The following is a 13522-nucleotide window of genomic DNA, read 5'->3' as shown; positions in this document are numbered from 1 at the left end:
ATTATGACACAGACATAAAAAAAATATTTGCAAATGCAAATAGAAAACAAAGCATTGCTTATAGCACACTTAAGTCAAAATCAAAAAAAAAAGAATTTCGTGTACACGAAATTCTAAATAATAATATACCCCTCATCCTCAACAGCCTTTACCAAATGAGGGACATCGGTCATTGATTCATCATACTGAATACTTACTGTCTTGTCTTTTAGAGACGCTTTTGCTTCATTAACTCCACTAACTTCTTTTAAAGCATTTTCTACTGTTTCGAGGCAATTTCCACAGCTCATCTTTTCAACTTGCAGCGATATATTCTTCATAAAAATCCACCTTTTCCTGTTTAAAAGTATTTTTTGAAGAAAAGGTTTCATTATGCAAGAGATAATGGAAAATGACAGTGGATTTTAAAAATTATTTTAAGACTTTATCAATTTCCCCCTTAAATGCCTGAAGTACTTTTTCTTTGCTTAGTTCAATTGCAATCATATCTTTTAACCGTTGCAGGTGCTTTTTTTCAGTCCATTCCCTTTCAGTACTTCCGTAATATTTTTTTACTTGACCATAAAATAGGTGAGGAAATAAACAATCAGCTATTAATACAAAATATTGTTCTTTTGAAAGTGGGTTTGTTTTCTGATAGTAAGAAAGCATCTCAGTCATTAGTGTAAGATCCCACCTTTGCTTTTTCATTACTTTGTTTAAAATTTTTCTAATATCTCTAATAGGAAGATCAATGGTAAGGGAGTCCATATCAAATACATGTAAATTTCCTTTTTTATCAAGTGCAAGGTTTCCAGCTGCAAAGTCTTGATGACATAAGGTTTTGTTTCTTTGAGTATTTCCAACCCATGTCTCATAACAAGAAGCATCTAATATTGATATGGCTTCGTTGCATTGGGATAAGAAAGAATCCACATGTAGAAGAAATTGTTCGTCAAATTTATTCTTATTACTAGCTAGTTTTCGTTCTTTTTTCAAAATTTCAAGTTGGTTGTATCTTCTTCGAAACTCATCCTTCCACGTTCCTAATAGAAAGGACGGCTCAGTATTTTTAGGTATTTCAATCCCTGTAGAGGCTTTATGGAATTGTCCTAGTCCACTCATGATTTTCGCTAGCTCTTTTTTTTTGTTATATTTAGGCTTCTTGCCATAAACCTTTTCAAACAAAACATAATACTCCCCATTCATAGCGACAAACTCTTCTCCATTGGTCGTTCTCATAACACTAGGGGTCAGCACACCATTTGAAGTTAAAAAAGAAATAGAATGGATCATAAATTTGAGTCGGCCTTCATTTATAGGAATTTTCTTTAAAATAAAATCTCCCGAGACTGCATTAATTAGCCAAACGGCTTTCTTCCCCTTATCGGATAATAAGCAGATTTTTTTGACGTTAAGTGAATAATTCATCATTACTTTAGCAATATTCACTGATAAAAATCCTTTCTTTTTTTAGTAGTGTATGAATGAATTAGTTTTTTCGTATGGACCTATATATTTAGTTAAAGAAAGAATTTCAGCTTATAAAAATAAATAGAATTCGTAGCAATTTCTTTTTCATATTGGGGTATTTAAGCACAAATCACATCCAACTAGGCAAATGAATAGAATACTCTTAAATGGAGGTAAGGGAGGGCTTATTATTTATTACTATAATAATTTTAATTGGACCGATATTAGGCAACGCCTTAGCTGCTCATTTGATCAACAATATTACGTTCAACCTGGTGATACGCTATATCAATTAGCGCAACGCTATAATATAGCTGTACTAAGCCTTGAACAAGCGAACCCAGGAATTCAGCCAAATAATTTACTTGTTGGACAGCGAATTTGTATTCCTTTGCCACCGTGCGAAAATGGATTTCAGTATATTTTTAAACCAAATGACACTCTAAACCAGATTGCCCAAATGTATAATGTGACGGTTGAAGACATTTTAAGCAACAATCCAGGCGTTAACCCTTATAATCTTTTATTAGGGCAGGCGCTCTGTATCCCACCAAGTATTGATGTTGACTGTCCTATGGAGCGGTTTCATATTGTCCGACCTGGAGAAACTTTATATGAGTTGGCAAGCCGCTTCAATATTCCATTAGAGTCCTTGGTTGCTGCCAATAATCATGTTGAAAATCCTGACCAGGTCGTAGTTGGAACAAAGCTATGTGTACCTAGTCCAATGGTGACACCTGAAAGAATGTGGCATGAATATAATTATTTAAAATAGTTACAGTTGGCAAGAAAAAGTTGATTTTCTTGCCAACGTTTTTTGTTTACCCAAATAATTCCTCTGATATTGCTCTGACATGGGCGAAGCTAAAAAGGCAAGGGCGATAAGTGTTCCGTTTTTAAAGGAGATAAAGAGAAAAATGGGGTTTCGTTTTAGATGGCTAGGTTCTTGTGTAGCGGGGCATTTTTAGATTTAAAATCGGGGTTTGTTCTTAGAAGCCGCAAAACCCCTATTAAGATACCGTACAGATTTGTTTATCAACCAATAGACAATATAGGTTGATCAGAAGGATAGTGAAAATATTGCCGAACTGTAAGTGAAATGCCACGTGCGATAGTTGAGGCCATTGTATAAATAAGATGAAGATTCGTATAAAAAAGAGCAGATTCAAGTGCGGGATTATCTTCTAATACAACACCCATAACACTGCAGTCTCCAATGGGAGGGAGGTTTTGACCTAAACCTTCTCCTGGAAGCAAAGAACCTTCTTGTATGACAATTGAATTTACATGCTTTTTGGGGCCAAGAACGCTGTCAATTGCAATAACAAAGCTGTTGGCTGGCAGGCTAAAGCCTGATAGTGTTGGGACGAAGTTTTGGGCATCTAATGGGAACTGAAGGCTTCCAAAGACAGTTAAGTGATTTGGATACATGTCATGAAGAAGTGTTCCTACAAAAGGGCCAAGGCTGTCTCCATTGATTAAGCTAGATCCTATTCCTGCAACATAAATATGCTCTATACCGTCTGGAATAAGTGAAAATAAGTTATTGCGAATGATTAATGGTGCTAATTTATGATCGTATGGAATGATGCATTTAGAAAGCGTCGATGCACTATGTAATACCTGTTGCTGAAACATATCCATTCACCTCATTCAAAATCGTTCATCTCTTAACCGGATTGAAAAAACTGTTAAGATATAATTCTTCGCAACATAATAAATCCCCTTTAATTATCTGAAATAATTAAAGGGGAGCCTTTAAGTTGGATTGAATAGAAAGTACTCTGTCTAAGGTTGTTATATGGTTTTGCATAGCGTTTAGTTAGCGTATAATTTCTCCATTTTTTCTCTTATTAAAATTAACTTTGCTTTGGTCTCTTTTATTTTGGACTTATCATTTGCTTGTATGTACTCATGTAGCTCCATTAGATGATAGTCCATTTCTAAATAGAGGGTATTGAATGTTTTTTCTTCACTGTTTTCTAGCGGGATACCTAGTACTTCTTCAAAAACAGAAATCACTTTTGGATTAGTTGAGTCTAAGTGTTTGAAAACGAGCTGGTCTCCATTTGTGAAAGTCGCCACACTGATTTGCTTTGATTTATAGTCATAAATAGATAAGATGCTGTCGTCATCTTCATGATTCCAATTTAATTTAAAATCTTTATCAGGCAATGAGCGGACCACATAACGAAGTGCTGGTTTGCTGACGATTTTATTTTTACCAGTTGTCTTTTTCATATCAATCACCTCATGTGTTTTTTATCCCTTACCTGTATTATAAACGGAAAATCAATTAAATTAAAGCGCTTTCATGTACTAAAATAATGCATAATGCGCTTTTATTAGACAAATAAAAAAAGAGGTGCTAATGCAACGTTTCCACAGATGGTTTAAGGAGTACCAATCATGCATTGACAAGAAAAGAGAATTCATGATATATTTATCTCGAATTGAAGATAATTAAATTCAAGATAAATAGTGATAGAAATAAAGAAAGGTGCAGAACATTTAATATATAGACGCCATTAATGATTCTGCTTACTGGAGGATAAAAGATGAATGAATTAAAAGGAATACACCATGTAACAGCCATTACTAGCAGTGCTGAAAAGAATTATGAATTTTTTACGTACGTATTAGGGATGCGTCTAGTGAAGAAAACAGTAAATCAAGACGATATTCAAACGTATCATTTATTTTTTGCAGATGACACAGGCAGTCCAGGAACAGACATGACCTTCTTTGATTTTCCTGGAATCCCGAAAGGATCTCACGGAACAAATGAAATATTCAAAACCTCATTTCGTGTACCTAGTGATGCAGCGCTAGATTACTGGGTCAAACGGTTTGATCGTCTTGATGTAAAGCATTCAGGGATTAAAGAACAATTTAGCAAAAAGACTCTTTCTTTCGTTGATTTTGACGATCAACAATATCAATTAATATCAGATGAGCATAATAAAGGCGTTGAACCAGGGACACCGTGGCAAAAAGGGCCGATCCCATTGGAGTATGCAATAACGGGTTTAGGGCCTATTTTTATTAGAGTTGCACAGTTTGATTATTTCAAAGAAATGCTTGAAAAAGTACTCTTATTTAAGGAAATTGCCAAAGAGGGATCGTTTCATTTATTTGAAGTAGGTGAAGGGGGAAATGGGGCACAAGTAGTTGTTGAATATAATGTTATGCTTCCACAAGCACAACAAGGCTTCGGGACGGTTCATCACGTAGCTTTCCGTGTGGAAGGTCGTGCCGTGTTAAATGAATGGATCGATCGTTTACCTAAGTTCGGCTTGCAAACTTCAGGGTATGTGGATCGATACTTCTTTGAGTCGCTTTACGCGAGAGTTGCTCCGCAAATTTTATTCGAGTTTGCAACTGATGGTCCAGGTTTTATGGGGGATGAACCTTATGAAACACTTGGAGAAAAGTTATCGTTACCTCCGTTCTTAGAATCTAAGCGCGAGGCAATTGAAAAAGCGGTTCGACCAATTGATACAGTGAGAAGTACGAAAGAGTTTGTGAAGGAATAAGAAATTACAACCATTGAAGGCATTGAAAAAGGCAAAAATCATCCTTTTTCAATGCCTTGATAAGTAGCTCAGCACATTGCAAAGAGGGTACTGAAGAGGTGAAAGACGACCTTTCTCAGCGCCCTCATTTACGTTATTATTGTCCCTGTCCTAATGAATACCCTAACTCGTCATTAAAGCGATACAAATTTTCCGTCTTGATAAAATCAAGCCCAGTTTTCTCAATTCGACTTAGTAATGAAATAATATCGTTATGATCTATTCTATTTTGCTCATTTGCTATTTGAAAGCGACAACGCCAGTGATCGGTTGTAAATGTTTCCGGGAATCCATTTGGATAGACTTTTACACCTCGATTGGTAATGACGGCTAAGGAGAACTCAGGTCCAGCCACCTTTTCTAATGCTTGACCAATTTCTTCAGGTGTTTGTTCGTTGTTAAAAAGAAATACATCCACTCCATCTAATTGACGAACGATATCTGGCTTCGGGCGATCTTTGACCGCTGGAGAAAGAGTAAAGGAACCCTCTTCGCTTGCCTCTGTATTTTTGTATTCCACTGGAGTCACGGTAGTTGGTAAATGTCCAAGCCTTGCAATGACTGCTTCAGCAAATTCATTTGTTCCAACAGATGCCCCACCTTTTGCGATATCACCTGTATGGACCCCGTCTTCCAATGTTTTAAACCATGCGTTATGAATACGGGCTGCCACATCAGGTTGGCCAATATGAACAAGCATCATAATTGCCCCATGTAGCAAACCAGACGGATTAGCGATGCCTTTCCCAGCTATGTCTGGTGCACTGCCGTGAATAGCTTCAAATAAAGCAAATTGATCACCAATGTTCGCTGAACCTGCTAGGCCAACACTTCCGGTAATTTGAGCAGCAACATCAGATGCGATATCTCCATAAAGGTTTGGCATAACAATTACATCGAAGTCTTGGGGAGTGTCTGCAATTTTGGCCATTCCAATATCAATGATCCAGTGTTCTGTTTCGATATCAGGGTACTCTTTAGCTACTTCTTTAAATACTTTATGGAAAAGCCCATCGGTTAATTTCATGATGTTATCTTTAGTAAAGCAAGTTACTTTTTTGCGATTATTTTTTTTAGCATACTCAAATGCATAACGAATAATCTTCTCTGAACCAGGACGAGTAATTAGTTTTAAACACTGTACGACCTCAGGGGTTTGTTGGTGCTCAATTCCAGCGTATAAATCTTCTTCGTTTTCGCGAATGATGACAAGGTCCATATTCGGATGCTTTGTCTTAATAAATTGCGCATATGAAATATTTGGTCGTACGTTTGCAAATAAACCTAATGTTTTACGAATCGTAACATTTAAACTTTTGTAGCCTCCTCCTTGAGGGGTAGTGATTGGCCCTTTTAGGAATACTTTGTTACGTCTAAGCGATTCCCACGCGTCATCAGGAATCCCGGAAGTGTTTCCACTTAAGTAAACTTGTTCACCGATATCAATAAATTCAGGTTCAATTGCTGCTCCTGCGTGTTCTAATATTTTCAGTGTCGCGTCCATTATTTCTGGACCGATTCCGTCTCCTCGTGCAATCGTAACGGTACGCTTGTTTGTCATAGATGCTCTCTCCCTTCAAAGCTGTCTTTAGTTTATTACGTTATAGTTTGAACCAAAGTTGTTTATTTATTGATATAAGGTTATTTGCTATTTGTACCGAATTTGGTAATATTAAAAATTGACTTATACGGATAGAAAGTAAAGAAAGAGTGGTGCTTTAGTGAGTTCAAAAAAATCATTTGAACAGTTTGTTCAGGATATGATTCAAAAAATTGGGGATTTTGATTCCGGAAACCATAATCAAATAAAAGAAATCATTCGAAAAGCAATTGACTACTATGACTTAAAAACGGTAGAAAGAGTTGAGGAAGTAGGTAATAAGAGGATTGAAACGTTATATTTGGCATCCATGGCAGAAGAAAATATGCTATTGAAATTAGCTAGAATAGCTAGTGGAAACGAAAATGGAATCGGTCTTGAGGTTATTTATGATAGCAGCGTAGTTAGAAAACATTAAAGAGGGGGTGTCTAAAAGGTTTTTGACCTTTTAAGACACCCCCGACTAATAGAAATCAGAGCCAATGCCGCTTCTATTTTCGGCTTTTGAAGTAATCCTTATCAGCTTACTTTTTGTTGATCGTTTTTAACTTCTACGTCCCAACTTTCCGTATTTTTGATGCCTAACTTGATTGGATTAAAGGTAGGGTTTAATCCTTGTTTACGTTGGGTTTCATAATCATTCAACACTTTAAAAGCAATACCACTTAATAACCCAATGGCAGTAAGGTTAATGATAGTGGTCATAGCCATAAATAAATCAGCTACTTCCCAAACAGCTCCTAGTCCAACAATAGAGCCAATCATCACAAATACCATTGTTGCGAATCGATAAACATGCAAGGTCTGTTTGTCTTTTTTTATTAATTGCAAGTTTGTTTCACCATAGTAGTAGCTTCCAATGATCGAACTAAAAGCGAATAAGAAGATTGCAATGGCAATGAAAATATTTGCCCATTCACCTATTTGTGAGCTTAATGCAGCTTGCAATAAAGTAATTCCTTCATAGTTGCCTGAGGTATAAACATCTGTTGAGATTAGAATGATGAACGCAGTAGCGGTACAGACAATTAACGTATCAAAGTAGACACCTAATGTTTGCATAAACCCTTGTTTAGCAGGATGTGAAACGTGAGCAGTTGCTGCAGCATTTGGTGTACTTCCCATACCAGCTTCATTTGAAAATAAGCCGCGTCTTACCCCGTGCATAATGGCAGCACCGATTCCCCCGCCGATTGCTTGTTCCAATCCAAGTGCACTACCTACAATTAACGAAATGACAGCAGGAAAGTGATGGATGTTTGTTATTAAAACAAATAAAGCTATAATAATATAGGAAATAGCCATAAAAGGAACGATAACGCTAGTTACATTAGCAATTCGGTGAACACCACCATAAATAATGATACCTGTTAATAAGACTAATATAATTCCGGCGATTGCTGTATTTAACCCGAATGCTGTTTCAAACGCAGCAGAGATTGTATTGCTTTGAACGGAATTAAATACAAGACCAAAAGTGAAAGTAGATAAAATGGCAACAATCGCACCTAGCCACTTATTATTTAACCCTTTAGTAATGTAGTAAGCAGGACCTCCTCGGTATGTTCCTGGCTTGTCTTGATCTTTTGCTTTGTAAATTTGGGCTAATGTACTTTCAATAAAACTTGTTGCTCCTCCAAGCAATGCAACAATCCACATCCAAAAAACAGCACCAGGACCACCTAATGTAACGGCAACTGCTACCCCAGCTAAGTTTCCTGTACCGATTCGAGTCGCAGAACCTATACAGAATGATTTGAAAGCTGAAATTGGTTTTTCTCCTGGTTGTTGTATGGGGGTTTTTTCAAAAGCTACTCCAACCATTTCTGTTACATATCTAAATTGAACAAAACCTGTTTGAATGGTGAAATAAATGCCAACACCTAAGAGGCCCAAAATAACGACATAAGACCAAAGTATATTATTAAGAAAATCGACAACGAACATGAACAGAAACTCCTCTTATTGTAGTTATATTTAGAAAATTATTATTAGAGGATAATTATAAAGGTATATCAAGAAAAATCAACAGAATCCGACAAAAAAAGTTTTTTTGCTTTAATGGGTTGAAACGTTGGTGCGTCATAGTGGGGTAGGTGAAACGACTGTTGCTATGCTAGATTTGATATTTTAGTTAAAGAGGAATTATGAAAAAAGATAGTGTTATATTTTAATTCGAGTTTAACGCAAATTTAGGCTCGTCGTATTGCAACCTTAGTAGCTACCTCAACGTTACATATTTGAAGACATCAAGAAATACAAAATAAAAGAGGTGCCAAAAATGGGGAAGAGTAAGAAGAGAGTATTAAAGATAACGGCAATGTCGATAGGCTTAGCAGCAATGTTAGGATTTGCTCAAAGTGCAGGTGCAGCTACTTATGAAGTAAAGAGCGGTGATACGTTGTACCGGATTGCTACAGAAAATAACATAACCGTAAATGAATTAAAACAAATGAATAAGTTGACGAGTAATATCATTTATCCTGGTCAGACATTGCAAGTTAAAGATGGGATGCTTGTGTCTTATCAAGTGAAAAAAGGTGATACGCTCTATAGCATATCTAGATCCTATAACATGACGGTCGATGAGTTAAAACAGATAAATAATCTAGAAAACAATATCATTTATCCTGCTCAAATGTTAAAGGTGAAAGACGCCAATGCAGTGAAGTATGAGGTCAAAAAAGGAGATACACTTTTTAGTATTTCAAGATCTCATAACATGACGGTTGCAGAATTAAAGCAAATGAACAATTTAACTTCTAATCTTATTTTTCCAGGACAAAAACTTGCTGTTTCTAAAAGTGCAACTATAAATAAAGAAGTAAAATTGAATGTACAAAGTGGATTTCAATTTGTGAAAGAAGAGCCAGGTATTTATCAACTTTTCTCAAACCGAGATAATGGCTTCTTTGCAAGAGTCCAACTTGTCGATAATCAGGCAACACTTTCAAGTATGAAGAACGAAGCGAAGCAATATTTACAAGTTACTGGCTCGGTTCGTGAAGTTAAAAATGTTTCACAATTGCACTCTTTTTATAAGAACAATGAATTGTATTTGACAAGTGAGAATGGAAAGGTAAGGCAAAGTGTTGTCGTTAAAAAGATCAATGGACAATATGTAAAAATAACTCTTCATTTGCCTGATAAGGAAGAAGCGGAGGATATTACCCCTCGTTTGTTGAATCAACTTCAAACGATTACGTTTTAATATTGAAGCGAACAGTCTTTAGGTGCTGTTCGCTTTTTAGATCTTATCCACCAAAAACCTGTTTTTTTAGCCAAAGGCTTTCTGACTAGTGCCGTGAGAAGGTGTTTTTTGTTTAAATCGCCATAAAAGCGGAAATCGTATTAAGGTTTTAGAGTTTTTTGGGGCGAAGAAGAGAGGGAGGAAATGTCGATGAAAGCTCGATCCGAAGTAGAAACAATTGTAGAACTAGCAAAGGATGATAGAAGAGTTTTAGTTCATGGAGTGCAAATGAAATCACGGGAATGGATGTTTCAAGTTGAATCGTCTGAGCTAGAGAGTGAAGTGAAATGGCAAGGCACATTAGAAGCGGCATTGAATAATGTTGTTGAAAACTGGACTGAGTTTATTCCTTCCTATGTTCACCCAGTGTTTGGAGAAGAAATTTGGAATGTAATCTGTCAGAAAAAGATAAGCCGAAACGAAGCTCTCCTTTGGGCTACCCTATGTATTCCTAAATGGGTAAATTTAGTGCAAGTTTTACGAACTTCTTCCCATACGGTTGTGTTTACAGGTGCGGGGATGTCAACGGAAAGTGGAATTCCGGACTTCCGTTCCAAGTCAGGATGGTGGAGGAACGTTGATCCACGTACGGTTGCGACTGTGGAAGCTCTTGAAAATCAATATTCCTTGTTTCATCAGTTTTATTGTGCACGAATGCATGCACTTGAAGGGATTAAACCACACGAAGGGCATAAGATTTTGGCTGAATGGGAGAAAAGGAGCCTTGTTCATCTGACGGTTACACAAAATGTCGATGGGCTCCATCAACAAGCTGGAAGCAAGAATGTTGCAGAACTTCATGGTTCTATTTCCAATGTAAGGTGCCAAGCATGCGGAAAAGAAGGCACTAAGCAACAATTCATTGATGGTGAAACATGTAATAACTGTAACGGGAAACTAAGACCAAATGTCGTCCTATTTGGGGAAGCATTGCCACAAGCTGCATGGGAAAGGTCTTTCCAGCAAATCAGAAAAGCAGATGTAGTTATTGTGATTGGAACGAGTTTAGAAGTTTATCCTGCTAATGAGCTCCCTTTTTTAACAAATGGGCAAACGGTTCTTATTAATATGGAAGAAGTCGACAGTAATTTTGATATTTTGATTCAAGGGAAGGCGAAAGATATACTTAATGGTGTAAATGACTTGTTACAGTTACATTGAAAACGAGGTGTTAATTGATAGTGCCATGATGACACAAATCGCTGAGGAAAGGCTGGAAAAGGTCTTCATGGGAGCTTAGAGAGACAGAACCCGCTGAGGAAAACCGGGAAAAGGCATTCATCAGAGCTCTAAAGATAGGGAGCCGCTTAACAAAAGCTAATACCTTTCGCTCAACCAATGTAAAGCCATTGTGAAGATTATCGCACCTTCCCTTTTAAGAGTTACAGGGATAAAGAAAGCTAAACAGACAAGCAAATTACAGAATATCCCTCGGAAGAATACTCTAGCCAAGGTGTATTCATTTTTAATATGGAAAGGATCGTACCCATGAAAAGTTTAAAAGATGTGTATAATCTTGATTTTGTTGAGTCGCTCACAAACGCAATAAAAACCGAATATCCCAATTATAATCGTGATGTATGCCATCAGCTCATTTTTCAAAGAGACTGGCAAGACCTTGCTTTAAAAAAGCGGATGCGTCGTATTACAGAAGCACTTTATGATACATTACCTAAAGATTATCCGGAAGCCTTAGCTATCTTGCATAGGGTCGATCCATCATTAAAAGAAGGCCTTAGTGGTTTAATTTTCCCTGATTATGTCGAACAGTACGGAATGAATCACTGGGACCAATCAATGCAAGCATTAAAAGAGTTTACTCAATATTCTACATCAGAATTTGCGGTTAGACCGTTTCTCCTTTCCAATCAGGAAAAAATGATCGCACAGTTAGTAACGTGGTCGACTGATACGAACGAACATGTAAGAAGGTTGGCAAGTGAAGGGGCTAGACCACGTCTCCCGTGGGGAATGACCGTGCCCAAATTGAAAGAGAACCCTTATATAGTTTTACCTATCTTAGAAAACTTAAAAAAGGATCAATCGTTGTATGTTCGAAAAAGTGTTGCGAATAATTTAAACGACATCTCCAAAACACATCCAGACCTTGTACGAGAAATTGCGAGAAAGTGGTATGGGGATCATGAACAAACAAATTGGATTGTGAAACATGCATGTCGTACATTATTAAAGAAAGGCGATAAACAAGTGTTAGCGATCTTTGGTTATGAAAATGACGAAGCGGTTAAGCTGGACCATTTTACGTGTTCAAATAAAGTAGCAATTGGTGAGGCCATTCAGTTTTCGTTTCGCATTCAAGCTACTGAAGATACAAAAGTAAGAATAGAGTACGCAATTGATTTTGTGAAGGCAAGAGGTAATCGGAATCAAAAGGTGTTTAAAATTACAGAGATGAAACTACTTCATGATCAAACAAAGGAGTATTCAAAAACTCATTCCTTTAAAAATTTATCGACAAGGAACCATTATCAAGGCATACATACGATTACAATCATTATTAATGGTACACCAAAAGCTTCATTGGACTTTGAAGTTGTTTAAAAATTAATAAAAAGAGACACGTACCTTTTTGCAAGTATGTTGCAGAGCAAGTGTCTTTTTTATCGTTCAGTTGCTATTGCAAGATTCCGTGATTTAATGAGTTCGTAATACAGACCCGTTATCGTTTGGACAACAAGAAAAACGACAAATGAGTATGGGAGTATATACCCACTATGGAAATGAATGATTTCGAGTTGGGTGTAAAGCCAATTGACTCCAACTCCTACAATGCTCCAGCCGATGATGTACCATACAAATATCTTTTTATTGATCTCTAATTTTTCATAAAAATAAATGAAGAAATAACTGAATGGAGCAAATAAAATGTAATAGAGAAGATCGAATAATTCATATCTAGGTGAATCATTCACTTGATAAAAGTCAAATAAACCTCCACCAATGGTGAAATCAAAAAACATGCCACTAGCTAATCCCCATAACAAACTTAATAGTGTAATATAACGAGGCAACCTTTTTGGTAGAAGCCCAAATACAGTAAAAACCACGATAAGCATCATTAAAATTGAGAGTTCATTAATACCTAATTGTTCCCATAAAATCATGAGTAGTTTACCTCGCGATAAGCAAATTTAATTAAGAATCGATACGTATAAAAAGCAATCAAATGTAGAAGGGCAAAGTAGATGGCATCATACCCAATATTCCAATTAACGTACGTGAGAATCTGAAAGAAGATCGAGACACCAACAACTGAGAGCATAGTCCCTAACGATAAAAAGGTAAGGTAAATACGACGAGACGTACTCTTAAATGTATGAAATAAATTAACATATACAACTAAAATCATAGGTATTATCAAACTTCGATTAAGTAAAAAGGCCATATAATTTAGTGTTTCTTCGGCCACAGTCACAAATCTTAACTCTTCAAAAAGGATCCACGAAAAATTAATGTTAATCACGAGAATCAACAAAAAGATAAAGGTATTTTCGAAAATGTTTAATTTCTTTTCCATCACGATAAATAGTGAGGAAATAAGGTATGTTAGTAAGAAAAAAAGTGAAAATCCCAAATTTATCCCCTCACTTTCTATAGTTGTTGATATTGTTTACTACATATTTT

The 13522-nt window shown here is 36.4% G+C and carries 14 protein-coding genes and 1 pseudogene; 6 read left to right on the top strand and 9 right to left on the bottom strand.

All coding sequences use genetic code 11. From position 1 onward, the window contains the following. Positions 1 to 113 precede the first annotated feature (113 nt). Both MF646_RS15990 and MF646_RS15985 read right to left on the bottom strand, forming a co-directional pair. Positions 114 to 320: a heavy-metal-associated domain-containing protein gene (locus MF646_RS15990; RefSeq protein WP_250097517.1), complete on the bottom strand. Its 207-nt coding sequence runs from the start codon at positions 318 to 320 to the stop codon at positions 114 to 116. 91 nt (positions 321 to 411) lie between these two features. Continuing rightward, positions 412 to 1431, bottom strand: a complete 1020-nt coding sequence (locus tag MF646_RS15985) for a CotS family spore coat protein (RefSeq protein WP_250097516.1) — start codon at positions 1429 to 1431, stop codon at positions 412 to 414. Between the two features lie 169 nt (positions 1432 to 1600). On the opposite strand from MF646_RS15985, the gene MF646_RS15980 reads away from it, so the two are divergent. Continuing rightward, positions 1601 to 2227 (top strand): LysM peptidoglycan-binding domain-containing protein, encoded by a 627-nt coding sequence (locus tag MF646_RS15980; RefSeq protein ID WP_250097515.1) that lies wholly within the window; start codon positions 1601 to 1603, stop codon positions 2225 to 2227. A gap of 260 nt (positions 2228 to 2487) precedes the next feature. On the opposite strand, the gene yyaC is transcribed toward MF646_RS15980, so the two are convergent. After that, entirely contained in the window at positions 2488 to 3090 is a 603-nt protein-coding gene (gene yyaC, locus MF646_RS15975) for a spore protease YyaC (protein ID WP_250097514.1), read from the bottom strand. 180 nt (positions 3091 to 3270) lie between these two features. Further along, positions 3271 to 3693, bottom strand: coding sequence for a hypothetical protein (locus tag MF646_RS15970; RefSeq protein WP_250097513.1), 423 nt, complete (start codon positions 3691 to 3693; stop codon positions 3271 to 3273). 317 nt (positions 3694 to 4010) lie between these two features. Here MF646_RS15970 and MF646_RS15965 point away from each other — a divergent pair, with 317 nt between their 5' ends. After that, complete coding sequence (locus MF646_RS15965; RefSeq protein WP_250097512.1) at positions 4011 to 4988, top strand: ring-cleaving dioxygenase; 978 nt, start codon at positions 4011 to 4013, stop codon at positions 4986 to 4988. A gap of 136 nt (positions 4989 to 5124) precedes the next feature. On the opposite strand, the gene MF646_RS15960 is transcribed toward MF646_RS15965, so the two are convergent. After that, positions 5125 to 6588 (bottom strand): NADP-dependent isocitrate dehydrogenase, encoded by a 1464-nt coding sequence (locus tag MF646_RS15960; RefSeq protein ID WP_250097511.1) that lies wholly within the window; start codon positions 6586 to 6588, stop codon positions 5125 to 5127. A gap of 160 nt (positions 6589 to 6748) precedes the next feature. Here MF646_RS15960 and MF646_RS15955 point away from each other — a divergent pair, with 160 nt between their 5' ends. Further along, positions 6749 to 7045 carry a DUF6407 family protein gene (locus tag MF646_RS15955; RefSeq protein ID WP_250097510.1) on the top strand — a complete coding sequence of 99 codons (297 nt, stop codon included), beginning with the start codon at positions 6749 to 6751 and terminating at the stop codon, positions 7043 to 7045. 101 nt (positions 7046 to 7146) lie between these two features. Here MF646_RS15955 and MF646_RS15950 read toward each other — a convergent pair whose 3' ends face one another. After that, positions 7147 to 8574: an alanine/glycine:cation symporter family protein gene (locus tag MF646_RS15950; protein ID WP_250097509.1), complete on the bottom strand. Its 1428-nt coding sequence runs from the start codon at positions 8572 to 8574 to the stop codon at positions 7147 to 7149. Positions 8575 to 8908: 334 nt separating this feature from the next. Here MF646_RS15950 and MF646_RS15945 point away from each other — a divergent pair, with 334 nt between their 5' ends. Continuing rightward, a complete protein-coding gene (locus MF646_RS15945; RefSeq protein ID WP_250097508.1) occupies positions 8909 to 9838 on the top strand; it encodes a LysM peptidoglycan-binding domain-containing protein in 930 nt (309 codons plus the stop codon). A 189-nt stretch (positions 9839 to 10027) separates the two neighbouring features. Then, a complete protein-coding gene (locus tag MF646_RS15940; RefSeq protein WP_338035508.1) occupies positions 10028 to 11038 on the top strand; it encodes an NAD-dependent deacylase in 1011 nt (336 codons plus the stop codon). Positions 11039 to 11218: 180 nt separating this feature from the next. On the opposite strand, the pseudogene MF646_RS15935 reads toward MF646_RS15940, so the two are convergent. Next, a pseudogene (locus tag MF646_RS15935) lies at positions 11219 to 11320 on the bottom strand (formate/nitrite transporter family protein); the annotation flags it as partial. A gap of 45 nt (positions 11321 to 11365) precedes the next feature. Between MF646_RS15935 and MF646_RS15930 the strand changes: the two are divergent. Beyond that, positions 11366 to 12439 (top strand): DNA alkylation repair protein, encoded by a 1074-nt coding sequence (locus MF646_RS15930; protein WP_250097507.1) that lies wholly within the window; start codon positions 11366 to 11368, stop codon positions 12437 to 12439. Between the two features lie 59 nt (positions 12440 to 12498). On the opposite strand, the gene MF646_RS15925 is transcribed toward MF646_RS15930, so the two are convergent. Together MF646_RS15925 and MF646_RS15920 are read right to left on the bottom strand one after the other, a co-directional pair. Next, positions 12499 to 13002 (bottom strand): hypothetical protein, encoded by a 504-nt coding sequence (locus MF646_RS15925; protein ID WP_250097506.1) that lies wholly within the window; start codon positions 13000 to 13002, stop codon positions 12499 to 12501. After that, positions 12999 to 13313 (bottom strand): hypothetical protein, encoded by a 315-nt coding sequence (locus tag MF646_RS15920; RefSeq protein ID WP_250097505.1) that lies wholly within the window; start codon positions 13311 to 13313, stop codon positions 12999 to 13001. Before MF646_RS15920 ends, MF646_RS15925 begins: the two co-directional genes overlap by 4 nt. Positions 13314 to 13522 lie beyond the last annotated feature (209 nt).

Source organism: Halalkalibacter alkaliphilus (assembly GCF_023555415.1).
Classification (GTDB): Bacteria; Bacillota; Bacilli; order Bacillales; family Bacillaceae_D; genus Halalkalibacter; species Halalkalibacter alkaliphilus.
Note: the sequence above shows the minus strand (reverse complement) of the source record. Positions and strands in the feature narration are given on the sequence as shown.